At 37.7% G+C, this 23,982-nt stretch carries 20 protein-coding genes; 2 read left to right on the forward strand and 18 right to left on the reverse strand.

Annotated elements, in window-relative coordinates; all coding sequences use genetic code 11:
* Positions 1–3 precede the first annotated feature (3 nt).
* The 16 genes from OM074_RS03425 to OM074_RS03500 form a co-directional block, all read right to left on the reverse strand.
* Positions 4–864, reverse strand: coding sequence for a hypothetical protein (locus tag OM074_RS03425; RefSeq protein ID WP_301197880.1), 861 nt, complete (start codon positions 862–864; stop codon positions 4–6).
* A 106-nt stretch (positions 865–970) separates the two neighbouring features.
* Entirely contained in the window at positions 971–1,813 is an 843-nt protein-coding gene (locus tag OM074_RS03430) for a DUF5777 family beta-barrel protein (RefSeq protein ID WP_301197881.1), read from the reverse strand.
* Positions 1,814–1,826: 13 nt separating this feature from the next.
* Positions 1,827–2,327, reverse strand: coding sequence for a hypothetical protein (locus OM074_RS03435; RefSeq protein WP_301197882.1), 501 nt, complete (start codon positions 2,325–2,327; stop codon positions 1,827–1,829).
* 10 nt (positions 2,328–2,337) lie between these two features.
* A complete protein-coding gene (locus tag OM074_RS03440; RefSeq protein ID WP_301197883.1) occupies positions 2,338–3,024 on the reverse strand; it encodes a hypothetical protein in 687 nt (228 codons plus the stop codon).
* A gap of 10 nt (positions 3,025–3,034) precedes the next feature.
* Positions 3,035–4,258 carry a porin gene (locus OM074_RS03445; RefSeq protein WP_301197884.1) on the reverse strand — a complete coding sequence of 408 codons (1,224 nt, stop codon included), beginning with the start codon at positions 4,256–4,258 and terminating at the stop codon, positions 3,035–3,037.
* A gap of 13 nt (positions 4,259–4,271) precedes the next feature.
* Complete coding sequence (locus OM074_RS03450) at positions 4,272–5,432, reverse strand: Rid family hydrolase (RefSeq protein WP_301197885.1); 1,161 nt, start codon at positions 5,430–5,432, stop codon at positions 4,272–4,274.
* 86 nt (positions 5,433–5,518) lie between these two features.
* Complete coding sequence (locus tag OM074_RS03455; RefSeq protein ID WP_301197886.1) at positions 5,519–6,922, reverse strand: di-heme oxidoredictase family protein; 1,404 nt, start codon at positions 6,920–6,922, stop codon at positions 5,519–5,521.
* 239 nt (positions 6,923–7,161) lie between these two features.
* Positions 7,162–8,277: an imelysin family protein gene (locus OM074_RS03460; protein ID WP_301197887.1), complete on the reverse strand. Its 1,116-nt coding sequence runs from the start codon at positions 8,275–8,277 to the stop codon at positions 7,162–7,164.
* 48 nt (positions 8,278–8,325) lie between these two features.
* Entirely contained in the window at positions 8,326–9,576 is a 1,251-nt protein-coding gene (locus tag OM074_RS03465; protein ID WP_301197888.1) for a hypothetical protein, read from the reverse strand.
* A 365-nt stretch (positions 9,577–9,941) separates the two neighbouring features.
* Positions 9,942–11,183: a competence/damage-inducible protein A gene (locus OM074_RS03470; RefSeq protein WP_301197889.1), complete on the reverse strand. Its 1,242-nt coding sequence runs from the start codon at positions 11,181–11,183 to the stop codon at positions 9,942–9,944.
* Positions 11,184–11,236: 53 nt separating this feature from the next.
* The gene (locus tag OM074_RS03475; protein ID WP_301197890.1) at positions 11,237–12,475 is read right to left on the reverse strand and encodes a M48 family metallopeptidase; all 1,239 of its coding nucleotides are present in this window, start codon (positions 12,473–12,475) and stop codon (positions 11,237–11,239) included.
* 140 nt (positions 12,476–12,615) lie between these two features.
* Positions 12,616–13,446, reverse strand: coding sequence for a prolipoprotein diacylglyceryl transferase (gene lgt / locus OM074_RS03480; protein WP_301197891.1), 831 nt, complete (start codon positions 13,444–13,446; stop codon positions 12,616–12,618).
* A 104-nt stretch (positions 13,447–13,550) separates the two neighbouring features.
* Positions 13,551–16,856, reverse strand: coding sequence for a preprotein translocase subunit SecA (secA, locus tag OM074_RS03485; protein WP_301197892.1), 3,306 nt, complete (start codon positions 16,854–16,856; stop codon positions 13,551–13,553).
* A gap of 135 nt (positions 16,857–16,991) precedes the next feature.
* Entirely contained in the window at positions 16,992–17,399 is a 408-nt protein-coding gene (locus OM074_RS03490; RefSeq protein WP_301197893.1) for a hypothetical protein, read from the reverse strand.
* Between the two features lie 166 nt (positions 17,400–17,565).
* Positions 17,566–18,369 (reverse strand): M48 family metallopeptidase, encoded by an 804-nt coding sequence (locus OM074_RS03495; protein WP_301197894.1) that lies wholly within the window; start codon positions 18,367–18,369, stop codon positions 17,566–17,568.
* A gap of 78 nt (positions 18,370–18,447) precedes the next feature.
* Positions 18,448–19,134: a rhomboid family intramembrane serine protease gene (locus OM074_RS03500; protein ID WP_301197895.1), complete on the reverse strand. Its 687-nt coding sequence runs from the start codon at positions 19,132–19,134 to the stop codon at positions 18,448–18,450.
* Positions 19,135–19,271: 137 nt separating this feature from the next.
* Between OM074_RS03500 and OM074_RS03505 the strand changes: the two genes are divergently transcribed.
* Positions 19,272–20,579, forward strand: coding sequence for an MFS transporter (locus tag OM074_RS03505; protein WP_301197896.1), 1,308 nt, complete (start codon positions 19,272–19,274; stop codon positions 20,577–20,579).
* 20 nt (positions 20,580–20,599) lie between these two features.
* Here the strand turns inward: OM074_RS03505 and OM074_RS03510 are convergent, their stop codons facing one another.
* Complete coding sequence (locus OM074_RS03510; protein WP_301197897.1) at positions 20,600–21,244, reverse strand: Pycsar system effector family protein; 645 nt, start codon at positions 21,242–21,244, stop codon at positions 20,600–20,602.
* A 164-nt stretch (positions 21,245–21,408) separates the two neighbouring features.
* Here OM074_RS03510 and OM074_RS03515 point away from each other — a divergent pair, with 164 nt between their 5' ends.
* Positions 21,409–23,550, forward strand: coding sequence for an FUSC family membrane protein (locus OM074_RS03515; protein ID WP_301197898.1), 2,142 nt, complete (start codon positions 21,409–21,411; stop codon positions 23,548–23,550).
* On the opposite strand, the gene OM074_RS03520 is transcribed toward OM074_RS03515, so the two are convergent.
* On the reverse strand, positions 23,535–23,957 hold the full coding sequence (locus OM074_RS03520) for a DUF6483 family protein (protein WP_301197899.1): 423 nt from the start codon (positions 23,955–23,957) through the stop codon (positions 23,535–23,537). The two genes, OM074_RS03515 and OM074_RS03520, sit on opposite strands and share 16 nt — an antisense overlap.
* Positions 23,958–23,982: the final 25 nt, after the last annotated feature.

The raw sequence follows: 23,982 nt of genomic DNA on the forward strand, positions 1-23,982 counted from the left end.
AACTTATTTCAAATAGCTTTTTGAAGGAACATAGCCCCTAACCAGCTTATCCCTATACCCTGCTTGTAAAAGGTAATTATAAACAAGTAACTGGATGATTTCATTCCCCTCTGCTAACAACTGTGAAGACAAAACCTTATCCAACTGTTTATTTATTAACCGTTCTGTCTTTACCAATTGTATAATATTATTTAAAGTAGTGACAGGTACATTTGATTGCAACATTTGAAATACACTTTCAGGATTCTTTTTATACAAATCTCTTACTTGCTCTAATGTCATTGACCCTTGTAATCCTAAGTTACCGGAATCCCAATTTCGAATAGTCGTTTCCCTAACAATATCTTTTATTTCTCCATTTACAATGTGCCATAAAACATAACAAGTTTTTACCGCACCCCGAACACAATCATACCCGGTACTTACAACCGTAGCGCCAGAAAAGGCATCTACATTATAATACGCTTCTTCTGACTCGTGAGGAGAGAGCTTATCTAACTTATAGAATCCAAGTTCTGAATTTTGATCATTGAGTAGCTCGTGCAACCGAAGATAATCTCTATCATTAAATATTTCACTATCTATTTTGGCTAATCCGGTTTTATCCTTAAAACCTAACTTTAAAAAATTACCCCATGCATCCCAATAAATGCGTACATTCATGGGATAACACTCTTTTATATCGGAGGGATACTCGTTAATGTCCATGTAATAATAAACCGGCAATCCCTTTTCATCATTAACCTGAAATAGCTGACATGCAGCCGACTTTTCATATACCAATTTAGGTTCAGCATTATTTTTTGCTTGTGCGTTCATGCTCATCCAAAGCAACGCTATCGCTATATAAATACAGTTTTTCATAAAGTTTCAATTTTCAATTAACAGTTATCAGTCTTCTGTAATCGGCTTACCCTTTAACCTTTTTCCCTTTAACCTTTCCCCTTGTTCCTTTCTCCTTGTTCCCTTCTTAATTTGTATGTGGTTTTACGTTGATGTTAAATCCAAAGCAAAATTGTTCAGGGTTGAATCCGATTTGGTTGTTCAGGTATTCTTTGGCGGGATTGATATGACTTCCATTGGATACAAACAGTTGAAAATTATGCGTTCGGGTTTTAAATATCATTCCCAGTGTTACCAAAGGTTTGGGTTGTTGTGGATTTTCTTCGGAGGCAGAAGCCAGTCCTAAAGGAAAATCAAAGGAGGCAAACACGGCTTTTTTTCTATTCAGTTTAAATGAAAGTGATGGGTTAATAGCCAGAAAAGTAGAAAAGTTACCTTCCGGAACGATATTGAAATGTGCTATAGTTGCATTGGCCATCATTTCCCAACGATGATTAAAAATATGTGTAAGAGAAAGTTGAGAAGTGTAGAAAAAGCGATTGATAAAGTAATAGTTTTCACCAAAATACTTTTCATCGCGGCCATCGATAGAAACACTAAAGCTGGCGGCCAGACCAACAGGATTATCTAACTCTTTATTTTGTTCTGATAAAAGATAACGGATTCCCAGTTCCTGCGTTTTATTTAGCTTTTCGGTTAAAAAGTAAGCTGAAAAAACATCGCTAAAACCATATTCTAAACCCATTTGAATATTGGCCGAACCATAAACTCCAAACATATCTTTAAAACCATTTTCGCCAATCGCATCAAAATAGTGAATCACAAAAATCTGGTTTTGCCCTTTGTAAGGCATATTGGTGGTGGGATGATTTACCAAACGTCCATCCCAAATATGATTGGCTGAATTGTGTTGAGCATGCAGCATACCTGAGAGTATGAGCATGATGAATATGATAACTTTCCTTTCCATATGCTTCAATCGTTTAATTGTCTTCGGCTCCCTGCTGAATCCAAAGCTGTATTTTCTTTAACTCATTATCGGTAATAGCGCCTTCAAAAGGATGACTGTCTTTTAGTTTTAGTACCAATTTGCTTGATGAAGCATCGCCCTCTTCAATATAATTGCCTGTCCATAATGCCTGATAAGCTTCGTTTTGTAATAAACTAGGATACGATACTACACCATCATGGCAAGAAATACAGGAACTTTTAAAAATGGGAATGATGTCTTCGCTAAAACTGATAGCCTGTGTTTCTTCTATCTCTTTTTCAATGATTACATCGTAATAGCAACCATGAACAATAAGAGTAAAGGCAAGAAAACTAAGTGCTTTTGTAAACCTTCTTATTAGTTGAGGAGACACAAGTATAAAGATGCAAGTATCAAGACACAAGACGCGAGATACCTGATTAAATGGCAAGAGCTTTTTCTTTGAAAAACCAATGCTACTTTTAGATGTTTGGAACGTTCTTTTATTTTGCATCTGATTCTGATTAATTGTTTAAAGCACCTTGTTCTATCCAATCCATCACCAGCTGTCGGTCGGCTTCTGTAGCTGAACTACTGGCCGGATGGTTAAAGTCAATTTCCTTTTGCAGCACTTTTAGTAAATAACTATAGTCGGCACCATTCGGATAAACCAATACCATATTGGGTTGCATAAATGCAGCTACATTTACCAAATGCTCGTAGCTGTTGTCCGGCGTCAGATTTAAACCGGCAGCGATATCTCCGGCCGAACTACCATGACAAACTACACAGTTGTTAAAAACCTGTCGTTGCACTCTATCATAAGTAATCAACTGAATATTTTCGATTGATTCGTTGATATTGTCGTACACATCATAGGTACCTAAATCCAAAACTTTTACTTTGTAAATGCCATTTTCTGTCAGATAGAGCTGCGCATTGTAACTACCTTCTGCAACCTCGTAAATACTGGCATTAACACTACTGTTTGCAGGTTGATTCAGGTTAATATGGGCAACCGGATTGCGGGTGTCATCGTCCTCAAATAAACCAATATGCAACAGTTGACCTTCGGGCCAGAATTCCGGATCGATAAAGGAAAGCGACATATTTACATTCCAGGTATTGCCCACTTCTTCCTCGTAAGGATGTGTGCAACTACTGAAAAAAGTTATGCCACTTACTACTAAAATTCCTATCCACTTCATCATACCTTTAGGTTTAAAATGCAAATTGCAGTTGAACACAAACGCTATGCTCACTCATCCCATTGTCATCATCATTGGCTTCGGCCACAGAGGCATGGCCTGCTTTACCCATAAACTGATACATGGTTTGAATTTTTAGATTATGTCCGGCCAAAAAGTAGTTAAAACCAACAGCAGGCATATATAAGTATCCGGCTTCATCAATGGAGTTTCTGTCCATCATATCAAAACGGGTTGCCAACTGTACTTTAGGCGATAAAAAATACCCAGCCTGAGCGTATCCTCCCCAGAAAGTATATACCGGAGATGTTTGCTGACGCTCCACAAAATCCATACTAAGCAGGTAGGCTTCAGCAGCCACATACCAGCGGTTATATAAAAGGGCAAACTCGCAACCTGCTCTCATATCGTTGCTGCTTTCGTAGTTGGCTTCCAGACTATAAGAACCAGATACACCCAATAGCATATATTTTTCATCTAAACGATCGGGGTGTCCCTGATATTTAGGCATCTCGCCTAAGGACATGTACACCAATCTCCCAGAGTATAAAAGTGCAGGAAGTCCAGTGTCATCACTAATGGAATTAGTTGCGCTATTAACACCAATTCCGGTTCCATTAAAAACGCCCAATTGATATCCAATTTTTTTATTGAGAACACCATGCATCTGAACACCAATATCAAAACCTGTAGCAATAGTGGGATTGACAGAGTTGATACTGAATGGCACATTTACTCTGGCATTTAATGATGTGGGTAATAATGGAAATAAGGTTTGTCCGTTGCGGGATAAATAAGCCTGATTAAAAGGTGTTTTAAATTTACCAATACGAAAACGAAGCGCATCACTTTGGTTAATATCGAACCAGGCCTGGTTTAAAATAGCAGCACCTGATGAGGCTGCATTTAAGGCTACGTTATAGGTAATTTTATTAAACGCTTTACCTGCAAAACCCACCAATGCAAAAGGAACTGCAAAACCAGAGTTCATTACGTTATCTTCTTCGGCCAGGCTTAGACCTTCATCATCGTAGTAATTATAAATGCCACGAGTTTGAATTAAGGTATACGGTTTAAAAAGGAAATCACCTTTTTTAGTACTCCATGTCATTCCGTCTTTATCGGCAATAGAAATTAAACCGTTGTCGATATATTTATTTAAAGTGCTGTCGGTTTGCGCCTGAATAAACGAAACCGATAAGCAAAACAGGATTAATAGGTATAAATTCTTCATCATTATTTCCTCCTCATTAAAAGCAGTTGTATGCTTTGTTATTGATTTCCTTAACTGCAATACATTCTATTTCAATTAACCATCCCGGACGACAAACAGGAGCCAGAACAATTATGTATGGCAAGTGCGGATAATTCTTTTTCATGTACGCTTCGGTAACATTATAATCTGCTACATCGCGCAGGTAAACAATCATGCTGCTGATATCATCCAGATTAGATTCTGCTTCGCTTAATAAAGCCTGAATATTTTCGAAGGTGCGGTTGATTTGCCCATGAATATCACCCACGTGTACAATCTCTCCTTTGTTATCGATACTTGCAGTTCCGGAAATGAATATCTGTCTGCGATCGCCATAATCAACAGCAGTTCCTCGTTCAAAAGCTACTCCGTATTCGTGTGTTGGATTCAGGTAATCACGAGCTTCTAAAAATTTAATTTGCTCGGGCTTGATTCCGCCAACAGCATACGTATCCAGTAAGACTAAAGCAGAAGGATCGGCAAAACGACCTTCGATTCCTGTGCTGGTAATAAAATGCGTATCCTTGGTCATTTGGTATTGATCAAAGATTTCGTTTCTGGCTTTAACCATTCCGGCGTAGTTGTTATCAATATCGCGCACATAAAACCAGGTTCTAATACAATGCTCTTTCAATGTTAAATTATGACCATCAAGCATACGCAGATAATCATCGAAAATATGATTGGTTTGATCATAAGAGCAATAATTATCTTTATCGCCAATCATTTGTGTGGTATACATATGCTGGTAACCATTGTGGTCAATCACCAGTTTGCAATCGTCCTTTTCTTTCCTGAAAATGGCATTCTCTTTTCCTTTATAGATGGTAGTCCACAAGGCCACTTTATTGCCGTTTAAAGGACTTTGTTGTACGATGGACAAAGCACAATCACAGTTAAATAAATCGGCATTGTATAAGTCTGCGGATTGATTGGTGAAATCGCTCACAAATAAACGTTGAAAGGCAATGTCGTCAGAAGTACAGGCTTCTTTTTTAAAGAATAATTCCAAACCTAATCGTAAGGCATTTATTTGTTCATCAATGGAACCATTTATGGTTGGTTGCATGATGATGTTGTATTCTTCAGAATTAGCTCCATCAAATTTGGAGTAATTTATATCTACCAGGTTTGTTTTAATTTTATCGAAATACATAAGTTTGTTTTTTGTATCAAGTATCATTTACCTAAATACGACGTAAATCAGTCTTGCGTCTTGATACTTGTATCTTGTATCTTTAATTATAGTGATCGCAAAAACATGATAAGTGTTTCACGTTCTTCTTGTGTCATTTTTGAGAATAGCTGTCTGGAAACATCTCCTTCTCCTCCGTGCCACATGATGGCTTCCGTAAAGTTTCGGGCTCTTCCATCGTGTAAAAAATGACTATGACCGTTGACTACTTCCTGCAGGCCTATTCCCCATAAAGGTGTGGTTCGCCACTCGTCGCCGGAAGCGTTGAACTGGGAATAATCGTCACCTAATTCCGGACCCATATCGTGTAATAAATAATCGCTATATGGATGTATGGTTTGTCCCCCCAGCCATGGTAAGTTTGTACCATCCAACAGTTTTACACCTTCTTTTTGAGTATGAAGCGTAGGCGTGTGACATAAATGACATTTGGCCTGATAAAAGAGATCTTCGCCTTTTTGTACTGTCTCGTTTTGAACGGCTCTTCGGGCAGGAACACCCAAGGCGTGCATATAAAAATCTACGGCTGCCATTTCTTTTGTTGTAATCTGTATACCATATTCCCCGGTTACCTGTGATTGTCCTTCAGATACTTCATGCGGATAGCGATCATTGGTTACGCCCATGTCAGATAAAAAACCAAGCTCTACCGTTAAGTCAGCATGTTGGGCTTTATGACCCGATAAACCTATTTGTTTGGTATTACGTTCTGTAATCCAGTTAATTTCTCCTGAGATACCATATTCCGGGTATTGAATACTGGCTAATTCTTTAATTTCATCTTTATCAACGGCAAGCATTAAACCCATGCCCACATGGCGCAAGGGGGTGCGCACCGACATTTCTAATTGCTCCACAGGAATAGAATCGGCATACCAATCATAAATTTCGTAGTGAGGCGTAATTAAACTATAAGTTTCTCCATCGGGAAAAGAATAGTGCTCTTCTGTATAAGTTGCACGCACCTTACCCTCTGGCTCCGATCCGTAAACCGCCTGATCGTGTAATACGCGACCGTAATTTTTGTGATTCTGACCATTGGGGGTGCGGATAAAAGTCAGGAAAGAAGAGAACCCATATTGGCCTGTTCCCCCATCTGTAAATAAAGTAGATTTTGTTCTTCCGGCATCGTTGTGGCAACTGGCGCATGAGTAACCTGCATACACTGGTCCTAAGCCACCATTCACAGGATTACCATCTGATACTCTGGGGTTATCATAAAGTGCATCCCCTTCTAAAAAGAGTGCAGACAATTCCCCTGTCACCCATGAGGCGGGTGTGTCAAATGCTTTACTGGTAGAATTAAAAACGGTCGATTCTCCGGCAGATAACTCCTCTGGTAGCGCAACCCTGCCACCGGGTGTCAGGATATCCTCAGATTCGTTAATACTACATCCGGCTATCCAGGTTCCGATAATGACCATTACAATTAGAATTTTCCTTTTCAACATCGTAATTATTATCTGATTGTTCACATGCAATTGGTTTGAAGAACCTTTTGCACAATAGGCTATAAGTTGTTGTTAGTACTCGCAGAGCGAAAGGTCTTTGTAAATATGTTAGAGATTGTTTTTCCTTTTAATTTCTCACTAAAAACTTGATAAAAGAACTATCCTTCGTTAAGGACAGTTCTTGTGATATAGATAAGTATTGCGATTTTATCCAATACTCACCTTGAAAAGGAAAACAATTAGTCAATAAATAATGGTCTTACTTCATCGTCGAAAACCGCGGCTACAGCATTAACTGCATCCATTGCTGCATTGACTTTTTCTTCATTATTTAAATTATTTCTGAACGGGTAAGGAATATCAGCGATCGCATTGATAGCATCTGAGATTAAACCCTTAACTTTTATATCTAATTCAGCATCTTTTTCTTTTACATAGTCAGAAAGGCAAGCACCTGAAGTTCCGCCATCATATCCTCCTAAATATGAGTTTTCAATACTTTTGATGTTGTTTTGGAAGTCAGTCAATGAGTTCCAGCTAAACCATGATTCAACCTCCAATACATCTCCGCTACTTACCGGATCAGCAATTTTAGCGTTAGCAACCTCATCGGCAATACCTGAAATACCTAATAAAATTTCATCTACAGCATCCGTTTGAGACAGGTAAATACTTCCTGCATTTCCTGCATTTTTAAGGATCTCGGCATAAGGAGTTCCTAACTCAAGTTCTAACTCTTCAGCCAAAGCTGCCTCTGCTGTCCCTTCTTCAACACCAGCCCATAGCGCCCATAAATTCAAACAATCGTCTCTTAATACCTCTGTAACAGCTACTAAATACTCTTTTTCACGATCGCTAACATCAGTTGCAACTCGAGCTTGTCCATCGCGGAACAACAAGTATTCAATCGTGTGAAAACCTCTTAATACTGCACCTAAAGCATCTTTTACATAGGCTGCATCAATTGTTTGATTGCTGGCCAAAACCTGATCCAGCTGAGCCTGATCCAATGGCCATGAATCTAATAGGGGATCTAAACTTTGGTTGGCAGCTGGTCCGAACAAAAAGGCCTCACTACATTCCCAGGGCTGACGGGTTTGTTTCCAATATTCGCAAGCCAAATTGATGTCGTCCTGAGATCCTGAGGCTAAAAAATCTTCTGTAGCACCCAACATTAACGCCGATTTATCTTTCATATCAGCATAAGTAGGCACTACTGTATAGTCAACATAATCAGCAATAATTGCTGAAAAGTCATAATCATTCCCATAAGTTTCGTCGCCTGGCGTATCGTCATCGGAACAAGCATTAAATAAAAGAGCTGCAATAGCACTAAATAGTATTAACTTCTTCATATTATTAGTTTTTAAAGTAAACATTGTTAAGTATTGAAATTGTGTTTGTTATTTCTGCATAAACCAGCCTGTGTAAACCAAGGCTAAACCAAAGGTGTTCTCGTGGTTATAATCACCTAACCCTATTCTTCGGTGGCTGTAATCTGCTTTCACGGCTACTGCCGGAGTCATAAAATAATTAACCCCGAATGTTGCCACATCTCTTTTATATCGGGCATCGGCCAACATATCGGCTGCTGTGTTTTCCATAGAGTTGTAATATTCGTATCTGGCAAAAGGAATAATCCGGCTGCCTTTTTCTTTTAACTGAAAGGCATAACCACATTCCACTCCGTATGCCAGGGCATTTTGAGCAACCGGAGTACGCTGGTATTGAATGTTTTTAGAAATATTTTTGTTGATAGATGAGATCTCGTAAGAATCAGACAGGTTTCCCCATACTACATTTCCCCGGGCGATGATTTTACGATTGTTAAACTCAAAATCTCCCGTAACAATACTTACCTGACCTTTAAGGTCTCCCATTTTTTCTGGCTTTTGAGTATTACCAGTGCTATTGCCAAAATATCCGGAAGAGCTTAATCGTAAATTTTTAATACTCGAATTTTCAATACGATAGGCAAAAGCCGGATCGGTCATTTTTACATTTTCAAATAATCCTTGTTTACCTGATCTAACCCAATAGGCTGATGAAAAACCATTGGCATCCAATCCGTTTATAATAAACAATTGAGCTCTCCATCTTTTATAATTAGCATTAAACGAGATTCCTGTTTCGTGCCAGGTTAATGGAATAATTGATGTTTCACTTTCAGGCCTAACTGTTCCGAAGTAGGTAACAGATTCGTGACGCGCATTGGTTTGTCCAACGGGAACAATTAAATGACCGATAGATAAACTATAGTTGGCATTAAAGATTTTGGTAATATGCAATTGTTCCAATACTACTTCACCTCCATGCTCCACCTCCATTTCATATTCGCCGGCCTCTTCGTATTCCAATTCTAAAGCAGATCCGGTACCTCCATATTCAAATTCAATTTCGGAAGTTAAAACAAGGTCATCTCTGAATTTATAATCGAATGAAAAAACCACACGAGGTAAGGTGATAAATGCCCTGTTTTCTTTTTGAGCACCATCTGCATTACTGTATCTGTCGGCGCTATAATCCATTCTTTGGTATAGGATTTCGCCATAACCACCAAAGCGGTATTTAGAAAAATCATTTTGCGCATTAGTACTTTTACAAACAATAACAAAGATAACCACGCATACTATCCTCAAAAATATCTTTTCCATTTTCATCAGTGTGACTTATTAATCAAATATGAACATCACAAAACAATGGATTATATTAAAGAGGGGCAATACCCAATGATTGGTAAAGATGTATATCACCATTTATAGTTAGAGGGGTACAAAAGAAATATCACCTATAAAATAATGACACCTCCTCCTAAAAAGTGAAGAAACAGACAATAAGAAGTTATATCTTCAAAATATTGTTGAAGACATTGCAAATCATAATTATATTTATAACATAAATACAACTACAACTTTTAGGTATTTTTGTTCAAAATATAGTTTAGGATTGAAGATATATAGTCAAAAACCTGTAACAAGAATTAGGGGTAAGAAAATCCCTGTTGATTCAAGAAATTGGTTTATTTATTTTCGATCATTTTTTTTAACATGACCAATGCCATTTCTGAGGCCCGGATAATATTTCTTTCACGAATGGTGCCAAACTGAAATTTTTCACTTATAGTTCTATCTGGTCCTGATACTGAAATCCATACTGTTCCTACTGGTTTTTCTTCCGTTCCTCCATCCGGCCCTGCAATTCCCGAAGTGGCCACAGCATAATCTGAATCCAATGCCTTTCTGGCACCCCGAGCCATTTGTTCCACTACTGGCTGGCTCACGGCTCCATAATTGGCTAAATCGTCATCACTCACACCAAGTATGTGTTGCTTTACCTGATTATGATAGGCAACCACACTGCCTTTAAAATAAGCGGAACTGCCAGGCAATGAGGTAATCATATGTGCAATATTGCCTCCCGTACAACTTTCTGCAGAAGACAGGGTAAGCTCCTTATTCAAAAACAGTTCTGCAATTATTTTGGTAATACTAACATCTTCAAGGGCCAGAATATTATTGCCTATTATGGGCTTTAGTTGCTCAACCAAGGTAGTAATCTCTGCCTCCAAGTCAGCTTTAGACTCTCCCCTCCCGGTAAACCTCAGGCGGATTTGTCCGGGAGCAGGCAAATAAGCAAGGCTTATATGCGAAGCGATACCTCCTTCAAAGTCCTCAAGCATTTCTGCCAGAACAGCTTCAGGGATTCCTTGCACTAAAACTGTTTTATGAACAATGCTACCTATGTTAAACTTTTCAACCAGCTTTGGAATTATATTGAACTCCATGGCATATTTCATTTCAGAAGGGACTCCTGGCATAGAAACAAAAACAGTTCCTTCATGTTCAAACCACATTATTGGTGCCGTACCTACCGGATTACTAATAACAGTGCAATTGGCCGGAACCATGGCCTGACTACGATTGAGTTTATTAATATTAGAGACATATCGTTTAATTAACGACTTAACATTTTCAAAGACCTCCTGGTTAAAAACCAATTCTGTATTAAAATATTTACATAAAGTTTCCTTGGTAATATCATCTTTTGTAGGTCCCAAACCACCCGTTAACAAAACAACATCTGCCCTATCAGACGCTTCACTCAGGATATTTAAGATCTCCTCTTCTGTATCGCGTATGGAATTGATACGTGACACTTCAAATCCTGCTTCGTTCAGTTTTCTTCCCATCCAGGCAGAATTGGTATCCACAACCTGCCCTATTAAAAGTTCATCTCCTATTGTAACTATTTCCAGATTCATAAGTCTCTCCTAACCTCCCCAAGGGGGAATTTGATTTTCAGTTTTAAAAACTATTATTTTTTTATACCCTTTAATGCCTTTATCCTTTGCAACAAGGGTGGATGCGAGTAATGGAAAAACACAAACCATGGGTGTGGGGTTAAATTACTCAATGCATTAACCGAAATGGTTTTCAAAGCTCTTATTAATGATTCAGGGGTATGATATTTAGCTGCAAATTCATCCGCTTCGTACTCGTTTTTACGGGATAAAACGGTACTAAACAATCCCGTGATCCCTGAAATAGGGCTATACAATATACCAAAGGCTATCAGCCCAATATGAAAAACCGGCTCCTCCACTCCTAATGCCTGGGATAATAATGGAGAATCAACAAATATTGAAAAAATGTACAGCATGATACCCGTTTGAATAATACCTGAAATCATTCCCCAGAGAGTATGCTTCTTCTTGTAATGTCCAATTTCATGTGCCAAAACTCCCACTATTTCATCAACCTCAAGGTCATTTATCAAAGTATCATATAACACAATCCGTTTCTTAGCTCCAAGTCCGCTAAAAAACGCATTTGCCTTAGTACTTCTTTTTGAACCATCCATTACATATACATTATCCAGCTTAAAACCCACCTTTTCACTGAACAACTGAATAGCTGTTTTTAACTCTCCATCATCCAAAGGTGTTTGCTTATTAAATAGCGGCAACAAAACCGAAGTATAAAACATAGTAACAAAGAGCATAAACGCAGTTACTAATCCCCAGGCATATAACCAAAAATACTCCCCTGCAATGGTATAAAACCAAATTAACAAGGCCATAATTCCTCCACCCAGAATTGCTCCCAACAGTAACGATTTAACAAGGTCTAAAACAAATGTTTTAGGGGTGGTCTTATTAAATTCAAACTTTTCTTCGATAACAAAAGTACTATAAACAGAAAATGGGATATTTAAAACTGTTGATGCCAGACCTATAATTCCAAAGAAAACCAAAGCCCTCACAATCGGGCTATCACTAACCCCCAAAGCCCATTGATCTGCAATAGCAAAACCTCCGGCAAAAAGCATAACCAACACCAATACCATATTGAAAACTCCTGTAAACCAGCCAAACCTATGATTCACTTGAGAATAGCGCTGTTGCTTTGCATATTTTTCCTCATCATAGATCCCCTCTAGTTCTGCAGGTATTTTTTCAGACCACCTGGTTGTATTCAAGTATAATAAAAATCGATCCCAAATAAATTCAACTATAATAATTGAAATAATAATATAAAATATTGTTGTGTACATGATACTTGTTTAATTTTTCAATGTTAAATAATACTGAAACAATAACACACTAATAACCTATTAACTAATACAAAGAAACCGTTCTATACAACATTTCTGTTTATGAACGGTTCTAAAATATTGTAATGATATCCAATCTCTTACTCAGTCTCTATTTTCTGCTGCATTCCTTTATACACAAAGTAAATTCCTGCTAACACAAACGGAATACTTAACAATTGCCCCATATTAAATAACATTCCTGCCTCAAAAGCCTCCTGATCTAATTTCACAAACTCAATAAAGAATCTTGACAAGAAAGTTCCAATCAAAAACACGCCAAATATCAAGCCTGTTTTGTCTTTAGCATTGGTTTTCCAATACATAAACATAAGCAATCCGAATAAAATCAAATAGGTAAGCGCTTCATATATTTGAGTTGGGTGTGAAGCTACTGTATAAACAGGATCTGCACCTTCCATCCACATATGTACATTATCAACAAACTTAAAAGCCCATGGCACATCTGTGGCATGCCCAAATATTTCATGGTTCATCAAATTACCCATCCTGATAAAGAATGCCGCCAATGCAGTTGGTATTACCAACCGATCCAGAGTCCATATAGGTGATTTTTTGGATACTTTTTTTGAGTAAATCAAAATAGCAATCACAATCCCGATAGCTCCCCCATGACTGGCCAGACCACCATGCCATACTTTTATAATTTCGCCAAGGTTTTGCGAATAATAATCCCAGCCGTAAAAAAACACATGTCCCAAACGGGCTCCTACCACCGTACCTATAATAACGTACATAAAAAGCTTTTCGAGCCATGGTAGTGGAATTTTTTCCCACTTAAACATTTTCTCCATGAGCTGATAACCCAACAAAAAACCCATGGCAAAAAACAATCCGTAATAACGAACTGAAAAAGGCCCCAGACTAAATATTTCAGGTTTTACCGTCCATGTAATAAAATTAAAGATCATATAAAATTAGATATAAGATAAGAGACAAAAGATAAGAGATGGCCCTTATCTTTATATCCCATTATAATTGTTTTATTTATATACTACTGATAATCCTATAAAAATTAAACCTGTCCCTTACCGTGACATTGCTTAAACTTTTTACCACTACCACAAGGACAAGGTTCGTTTCTTCCTACCTTCTTTTCAACCCTTACCGGCTGGGCTTTCGGCTTCTCCTTTTTACCTTCCCCATCTCCAGCTCCGGGATATGCATCTTTACTAGCTGTAAGCTTGCTCAGATCTGTTTTTTTACGCTCTTCCTGCTCCCTGATCTCATCTGGATTTTGAACGGGAATGCTAGCCTTAACCAAGGATGAAACAACATCTTTATTAGTCTGTTCCATCATTGATTTGAACAACTCAAACGATTCAAACTTATAGATCAACAAAGGATCTTTTTGCTCATAAGATGCATTCTGCACTGCGGTTCTCAAATCATCCAGTTCGCGCAGGTGTTCTTTCCATGCATTATCTATAGTCATTAAGATCATTGACTTCTCCAACGATTTAACCAATTCTGCGCCATCTGATTCATAAGCTTTCTTCAGGTTGGTGTTTATCTGGAATACCCTCTGACCGTCGGTAAAAGGAACTACAATATTTTGGTATTGATGCCCCCTGTTTTCATAAACATCTTTAATCACCGGCATTGCCTGAGCCTTAACCGCAGCAACCTTGCGCTGATAAGAATCCCAAACATGGTTATATAGCTTATCGGTCAATTCTGCCGGGTTTCCCTTCAAAAAGTCATCATTGCCAAATGGCGAGGAAACTGAAAACACTTTTATCAGGTCCATTTTCAATCCTTCATGATCGGCATTTTGGTGATGCTCGGTTACCATGCTCTCACAGGTATCATAGATCATATTCGACAGGTCAACCTGAATTCTTTCACCATAAAGGGCATGACGCCTCTTTGTATAAATAACCTCACGCTGTGAGTTCATTACATCATCATACTCAAGCAAACGCTTACGGATACCAAAGTTATTTTCCTCAACTTTTTTCTGGGCTCTTTCAATTGACTTGGTAATCATAGAGTGCTGGATTACTTCTCCATCCTCAACACCAAGCCTATCCATATATTTTACAATCCTGTCCGAACCAAACAAACGCATCAGGTTATCTTCAAGCGACACAAAGAACTGTGAACTACCCACATCTCCCTGGCGACCAGAACGTCCCCTCAACTGACGGTCGACACGACGTGATTCATGACGTTCGGTACCTACGATAGCCAAACCACCGGCAGCTTTAACTTCATCAGTAAGCTTAATATCAGTACCACGACCAGCCATGTTTGTTGCAATAGTAACAACTCCCTTGCCACCTGCTTCAGCTACAATATCAGCCTCGCGCTGGTGTAATTTGGCGTTCAATACATTATGTTTTATCCCCCTGATTTTTAACATTCGGCTCAACAACTCCGAGATCTCTACAGAAGTTGTACCCACCAATACAGGACGTCCTTCATTAACCAACCCTACAATCTCCTCAATAACAGCATTATACTTTTCCCGATTGGTTTTATAAACTTTATCTTCCCTATCGTCACGGGAAATTGGTTTGTTGGTTGGGATAACCACTACATCCAATTCATAAATATCCCAAAGCTCACCTGCTTCCGTCTGAGCTGTACCCGTCATACCCGACAACTTATTGTACATACGGAAATAGTTTTGAAGCGTGATGGTTGCATAAGTTTGGGTTGCTGCTTCCACCTTAACACGCTCTTTTGCTTCAATGGCTTGATGGAGTCCATCTGAATACCGACGACCTTCCATAATACGGCCGGTTTGCTCATCAACAATTTTCACCTTATTATCCATCACAACATACTCCGTATCTTTCTCAAACAAAGTATATGCTTTCAACAACTGGTTTACAGTATGAACCCGCTCCGATTTAATTCCATAACTTTGAAGCAACTCATCTTTCTTTGTCAGCTTCTCTTTTTCATCTAACGATGATTTTTCCAATTCAGCTACTTCTGATCCAATATCGGGTAATACAAAAAAGTTCGGATCATCAGTATCTCCGGTTAACAAATCAATACCTTTTTCGGTAAGCTCAATTGAATTATGCTTTTCATCAATAACAAAGAACAAGGGATCAGTAACAATGTGCATATTCTTGTTATTCTCCTGCATGTAAAAGTTCTCAGTTTTTATCATACTGGCTTTTACTCCAGGCTCACTTAAAAACTTAATCAATGGTTTATTGCGCGGAAGTCCCTTAAATACACGAAGCAACAACAATGCTCCCTCTTCGGCAACCTTCTTATCATCAGATTTCATTTTCTTTTTGGCTTCCACCAAAATTCCTGAAACCAACTGACGCTGTGCCTCAACTAGCTTTTCAACCTTTGGTTTATATTCTTCAAACAGCTGGTCGTCACCTTTGGGAACGGGACCAGAAATAATCAATGGAGTACGTGCATCATCAATCAGCACCGAGTCAACCTCATCGACAATAGCATAATTATGTTTACGCTGTACCAAATCTTCCGGCGAAACGGCCATGTTGTCGCGCAGGTAATCAAAACCAAACTCATTATTGGTACCAAAAGTAATATCACAATTATAGGCTTTTCTTCTTTCATTGGAATTTGGGCGGTGCTTATCGATACAATCCACACTCAATCCATGGAATTGATACAAAGGCCCCATCCACTCGGAGTCACGTTTAGCCAAGTAATCATTCACCGTAACCACATGAACTCCACGCCCTGTTAAAGCATTCAGGAACACGGGTAACGTAGCCACCAATGTTTTACCCTCACCAGTTGCCATTTCTGCAATTTTCCCCTGATGAAGTGCCACTCCACCAAACAACTGAACATCATAATGAATCATTTCCCAGGTGATTGTATTACCACCTGCTTCCCATGAATTATACCAGATGGCCTTATCTCCCTCTATCTCAACAAAATCATTTGACGGAGCTAAATCCCTGTCAAACTCAGATGCAGTAACTTCTACTGTTTCATTCTGGGTAAATCTTCTGGCTGTATCTTTAAGAATTGCAAAAGCCTCTGGCAAAACTTCATTAAGGATGTTTTCAATCTTTTCATCGATATCCTTTTCCAGCTTATCAACTTCAGCGTATATTTTTTCTCTATCAGATATTGATACAGAGCTATCTTCTGTTTTTGACTTCAATTCAGCAATTTTATCCTGATCAGCCTTGATGTGGTTTCTGATCTTTTCCTTTAACGCCTCTGACCGCTGACGAAGTTCATCATTTGATAATCCCTCAAGGTTTGGTGATACTTTTTTTACTAAATCAACAATTGGATTTAATTCCTTTAAATCTCTATCGTATTTGCTACCAAATAATTTGGTAACAATATTATTAATTAATGCCATTACATGTTATTGTTAAAGCCTGATTTTTAAATATTACAAATATTCAGACCCAAGTAATTATTATAATTTTAAGTTTAATTGAAACAATCCTTAAATGGAACAGTCAAGGATTAAGGATTTAATGAAAACCCTCTTTTATGAAAAAATGCAAGATGGACCTGCCCTGTTCAAAATATTCGCTCCGCAATAGCACCTCTTATAAACCTGGCGGTAAACTAATTCCGTTTTGTTTATCAGGGGGGTTATCAGGTGTGTAAAACTAAGATGAACAGCTATCGGAGAATAATCCAGGGTTAAACCTTTAAAAGCAAAATGCTTTCTTCCGCTTTCAACCAAACGTGTAAACCCAAACTTATTATTTCCTTGTGTTTTATTTTTTTTACTTCGTTGTATCGATTGAATATGGTCAATTGAGTTAACATCCAATTCAATACCATATGAGCGAAGTGTTTCTGCATTGATTTCGACTGCCCCGGCCACGCATGATGACATCGTCACCAGTAACGTAATACTTAAAACCTTAAATTTGGACAACTCTTTCATTATTATTTTTAATGCTTAATCTAAATCAATGTGCACAAATGTAGTAAAAGATTCAAGATAACACTATGCTTGACAGACATATTTTGTAGCAAAAACACAAAACCCGACAAGCTTATTTGCATAATACAAAAACAAACTTGTCGGGTTTTAAAATATTTAAGACCTATTACTTTGCGTAGCTCTTTGCTTCTGCCATATTAGCCTCAATTTGCTTGATGCGACTTTCATCAGCAGGGTGTGTACTCATAAATTCGGGCGGCTTTTGTCCGCCCATTTGCGACATGCGAGTCCAAAAATCAACCGCTTCTTCGGGGTTATAACCAGCCATCGACATAAAGATCAACCCCATCTTATCTGCCTCATATTCATGTTTACGGGAGTATGGCAGCATCATCCCATATTGAGCCCCAAGTCCAAAGGCTGCCATATAAATTTGTTGAGTTTGCTGAGGTTTTTCCTGCAATGCCACTTGCAATCCAGCTGCTACAGCCTGCACTCCCATAGCATGACTCATCCGCTCATTACCATGCTTGGCTACAGCATGGGCTATCTCATGCCCCATTACCACAGCCAAACCATCCTCATTTTTAGTATATGGAAGGATACCGGTATAAAAAACCACTTTTCCGCCGGGCATACACCAGGCATTAGGAGTATCGTCTTCCACTAAATTAAATTCCCAGTCAAAATTGGCCAACTGACTCTCATATCCGTGGTCCTTCATATATTTTTCCACTGCATTGGCAATATTGGTTCCAACTCTTTTCACCATATCAGTTTGCTCTTTATTATCTGATAATTTGGCTTCTTTTAAAAAAGAGTTGTAATTGGTCAACCCCATCTCTGCCATCTGCGACGAGGGGAATAAACTCAACTGGCTTCTACCTGTAATAGGAACTGTTGAACAGGATATTAAACTTGCCGCAACAACGAAGAAAGCAACAACCTGTTTCCAATAACTTTTAATCATAATCATTAAATTTTATCATGTTTAGTATCTAATCTCATTTATAAGTACAAAAATAACAGAAATCGAACAAAACAGACATCATGGTTCAACATCTGTTTTCATCCAATACGGAACTTCTCCATCTTCTGAATCACCTTCCCCCTCTTCATCTTCAAAATCAAAAGGAGATTTTGGGCGCTGCGGCCCTTCTCTCCGGTAAACTACAGCTAATATTAAACCTACCAGGCCTCCCCAAAAATGACCTTCCCAAGAATAAGGCAGGTTAAACTTTAATGGCAACGCCCCCCAAACCAAACTTCCATAAAAAAAAATCACAATAAACGATATGGCAATTAAACGCAAATGCCTTCTGATTATTCCGCTTAATGCTAAAAAACCTGCTAATCCATATATAACACCACTTGCTCCTATATGCCATAAATCCCTTGCTGCCAACCACGTACCCAACCCACTCAATAAATAGATCAAAATAAAGACCTTATAGGCTATTTTGTTATAGAAGTAAAACAGAGCCACCCCCAACACCAGCAACGACACAGAATTTGAATATAAATGCCCCCAGTCTCCATGTACCAATGGCGAAGTAAATATTCCCAATACTCCTTCGGCACATAAAGGTTTTACGCCCAATTCTGTAAACCTAAGATGCTCCAACTCTTCTATCAACTTTATACAAAAGATAACAAACAGAAAAAACAACGGGAAAATAACGCTATGTATCAACCTTCTTTTTTCTAATGACATATGCGACCCTATACCTTTCAAAATTCAAAACATTTATCTACTGGAATAAAACAAAACCTTTTGATACCTGTTCAAAAATAATATTTTAAGGATAATTAATATTACATGCACAAATCCTTTTACTTGTTTATCGTAATTTTGAAGGCTCAATCAGCAATATGAAAATACTTCACTCTTTAGATAGCTCAGAAAAAAGAGCATTTAAACTACATTTGTTTTATAGTAGCATTGACGGGATAGCGAGAGGAGCTCTGATTCTAAACGAATTTATTTTTATCAAATCACTCAAGGGATCAAATGTACAACTGGCTTTTTTGTTTCAATTTAGTATGGTTGTGTTTTTATTTGCCATGTTGGCAAACGAAATTATGCGCAGGTATCCTAACCGAAAAATTCTCCTTAGAACCGTAGGAATTGTTACCCGTCTGCCATTAATTATTTTTTCCATATTCCCTGCCGTTTCACCTGAAACAGGTCTATCCCCAGGTTTTCATATGCTATTTTTAGGCGTATTTTTATTGTTTTACACTTCTCAAATCGCCGTTGTTCCATCTATAAACCAATATTTAAAAGGGAACTACAAACATGAGAATTTCGGGAAATTATTTGGGTATGCAACAACAATAAATAAAGTATTAACCATGCTTTCTACTTTTACCGTTGGATTATTGCTTGATTTTGATCCAAATTCATACAGAATATTTTACCCCATGGTTGGGATCCTGGGAGTTGTCTCTATTTTCCAGCTTACAAAAATTGAGTTTAAACAACATATAGAAACCAACATCAAACCCATTAGACAGGCATTAGGCAGTTCATTTAAGAGGATATTTGCTATTTTAAAAAGCAATACACCATTCCGACATTTGGAAATGGGCTTTATTTTATATGGTTTTGCATGGATGAGCACTCATGCTGTGATTACCATATTTTACAAAGAAGCACTTGATTTGAATTATTCTTCAGTTTCCTTTTACAACAACGCTTACAACCTTGTTGCCATTGCTATTTTACCAATCTTCGGAAAGCTTATTGGCAAAAGGGATCCCAGAAGGTTTGGCATTTTAACTTTTAGCACGTTAATGCTATTTATTACATTTACAGGGTTAACAGAATACCTGAACAGCTATACCGAAATATGGGGATTAAAACTATACCACATGCTATTGATAGCGGTTCTGTTTAATGGACTATTTATGGGAAGCATGCCTATTTTATGGGGTATTGGAAGCAGTTACTTTTGCAAACCGCACGAAGCTGCCGATTACCAGTCCGTCCACTTGTTTTTAACTGGCTTCAGAGCGTTATTCGCCCCTATAATAGGCATAAAACTATACGAATGGTTTGGATTTAGCATCACCTATTCTGTTGGTATAATTTTCCTTATTTTTGCCATCCTGTTAATGTTATATTCTGAAAAGAAATTTCCCAAAAGTAACGAACCCCACAACCTCTCCACACCATGAAGCTCATACTGACCTAAAACCTACCAAACCAACCCAACAATAAACAATACTATAACCAATCCAATTGTTACAATAAAAGCATTATACGAAAATTCCAACAGCCGGTATTGACGCATTAGGATTCTGTTAAAAAGATAACTGGCCCGTGTTTGATTGCCTATTTGTAATTCCTGACTATTTACCACTTCATTCATGGCCTCTTCATATTCTTCCAACGAGGGACTATCAAAAGTCATTAAAACATTATACTTCAGCTCTGAATACTTTGGCATTATTTGTCCTTTTAACGTACGTTTTATTAAAAAACCGGGCGTTTTTGACGAGAGCATACTGGTTATTAACGATAAACCCATTCCTAATAATGCCAATATTATTAATGATTTACCCAAGGGTACATGATCCATAATATAATGATTAAAGACAATCAATACAGAAATAAGGGCAGTATTGATTCTAACCAAAATCATTGATTTACGATCTGTTAGTGCCATTGAATTAAACAACGCCCTATATTGGTTTCGCTGAAAATTAGTAAAGGCCTTTCGTGGCTCCTTTTTTGTATAATACAACCCACGTTCCTTCTTTTCTATATTTTCAACTTCTCCCCTGTGGTTTAACCCTTTTCTATTATCAATAATTTCATCTATTTGCAATTCCTCCTTCATACCTATATTTACTTATAAACCATTGACTAACAACCAAAGCACAAAGATAACTCATTATTCTTATTTACACATATATTTATGTAGATATTTACGTATAGAAATTATATCTTGAACATTTTAACCAGTTTACGGTTTACTCTTTTATAATTTTCGTTAAGAATTTCATGACCGATTACAAAAAACAGTCAGCCTGGCTACAAAAAATAAATAAAGATTTTTGGAGAAATCCCAACAGGATGTTGGCATTAAAGGTAGTAATTCCAGTTTTTGTTCAGTCAATTCCATTTTTGCTTTTCAATAATATAACCGCTGGCATTACCATGTCATTAGGAACAGTAGCGGCCGCTTTATCAGAATCAGATGACCATCCAAAAGGGAGACTCAAAGCCCTGACCATTACTATAATAGGCTTTACAATTACAACAATTTCTGTTTCCCTATTAAAACCATTCCCTCTGATATTTGGAATTGGCTTTATACTCTCTACCATTATTTTCATACTCATCGGAGGTATTAGTGAACGATACAGAGCCATATCATATGGTGCTATTTTAATAGGAATATATGCAATGCTGGTTTACCACGAAAGTTCAAGTTGGTATTTACAACCCCTATTACTTTGTTCTGGGGCTCTAATTTATGGAATCACTTCACTCCTGCTTTTATTTAGAAAACCCTGGAGGCTACTTGATGAACAACTTTCATCTGGTTTTAAGATGCTTTCAGAATACCTGGATGAAAAGGCAAGGTCTTTTGCCAACACTCAAAACCACTCAAAACCAAACAACAAACTCTCTATCTTAAACATTAAGGTTGTTGCAGCCCTTGAAAAGTGTAAAGAAGTTATTAATATTTATAACAAAGAAGTGGATAGCAATAAACTTTTGCCATACCTGCAGCGCTTTATGTTGTTACAAAGTTTGCACGAAAGAGCCGCCTCCAGCCATGAACAATACGAAACCCTTAAAGAAAAAATCGAATACAAAGAGCTACTAGAAGGTTTTTCTGAACTATTACACCAGCTATCTCACGCAACCAGATTACTGGCAGATAATTTACTGACCAACACAACTTATTCGCACCCGATATCTATTGATTGGATTATCAGCTCTTTGCAATACGAGATTGACAAATTACCCCCGCACGACAAACAACTTCTTGAACTATTGTTGTACAATCTTATGCGATCACACCAATCTCTAAAAAAAATCTATAACATAAAAGAAAGCACCTCAATTCCCAAACTAGGTGTAGATAACAGAGGAACTTGGGAAAGAATAAAAGAACAATTGGACTTCACCCACCCCAGACTAAGATATGCCATTAGGTTAAGCTCATGCTTTTTAATAGCCTACACGCTAACTATTTTATTTAATCTTGAAAATGGGGAATGGATCATACTTACCTCTCTTTTTGTTAGCCAACCAACCTACAGCGAAACCAGAAAGCGCCTTTTCCAAAGAATATACGGAACAATGACAGGAGTTATAGCAGGGATTCTACTGACCCAACTTACATCATCATCCGGTCAACTCATACTTATTTTAGTGAGTATATATTTCTTTTTCTACTTTTTACGTACCCAATACTCATATGCTGTAATTTTTATTACAATTTACGTATTGGCAAGCAACAGCTTTAATGGTGAAACAGAAGTACACATTCTTGCCCCCAGGCTAATTGATACAATTATAGGTGCATCACTTTCATTTTTGGCAATTCGCTTTCTATGGCCCAATTGGCAATACAAACAAATTCCCAGACTTATATCTAATGCATTAACCACTAATGCAAAATACCTGAAAGAAATCAACACCCAATTACTTCACAACAATAGTGACGACTACAACTACAGATTAGCCAGGCGGCTGGCCCATAAAGCAGATAATGCATTAACACTTGCCTGGCAAAGTATGCAAATAGAACCACAAAAAAAACAACGACTAATTCAGAAAGCCTTTACCCTTACTTTCCTTAATCATGCATTATTATCACACCTTTCTGCATTAGGAGCTACAAACAAAAATTATAAAAACAAAGCAGATGACTATTTATTTATTATGAACCGAATAACTGATTCGTTATTTGAAGCAGCTAACACGATAGAATTAAAGCAAAGCAAAACAACACAAAACTCATTAAGACCACTGCTTTTAGAGTTAAAAGAAAAAACAGATAAAGAATCAAATATTGAAAAAAAACAACACTTAAGACTTTTGTACAACATTGCGGCCGTAACAAATAAATTACTAAAAGAATCTAACGGGATTCAATCTCCACCTAAACATGCTCACCCACAGATCTGATCTATCAGCTGGGAAACCTTGCCCATATCTGCTTGCCTGTTTAACGAAAACGTAGCCGATTCTATTTCAACAATATTATATAACTCCAATGCTTTTACATAGCATCTTTTAGCCTTAGCCTCATCTCCTGACTTTATATGAATATCCCCACCTTTTACCAAAAAATTGGCAACCACTTCTAATCCTTCAAAACTCTCACCAAACTGATTCTCAAAAACAACCCTTAGCTGGCCTGCCTCTTTTTCAAGAATATCATCCTCTCCCAAATCAAAAATCCTAACCAAACCTTCATCATACAACTTTTTTGCCTGCTGCACATTTTCATTTTTAAGCAATCCCAATATCGCAGCAATCATTTTGCCTATTTCCTCTATCATCCTCAATATGTAATCTTTTCGTATCATCATTCCTGAATTTAATAATTTAAAGCAA

Origin of the sequence: Plebeiibacterium marinum, from assembly GCF_026013615.1 — a bacterium.
Taxonomy (GTDB): Bacteria; Bacteroidota; Bacteroidia; order Bacteroidales; family Marinilabiliaceae; genus Saccharicrinis; species Saccharicrinis marinus_A.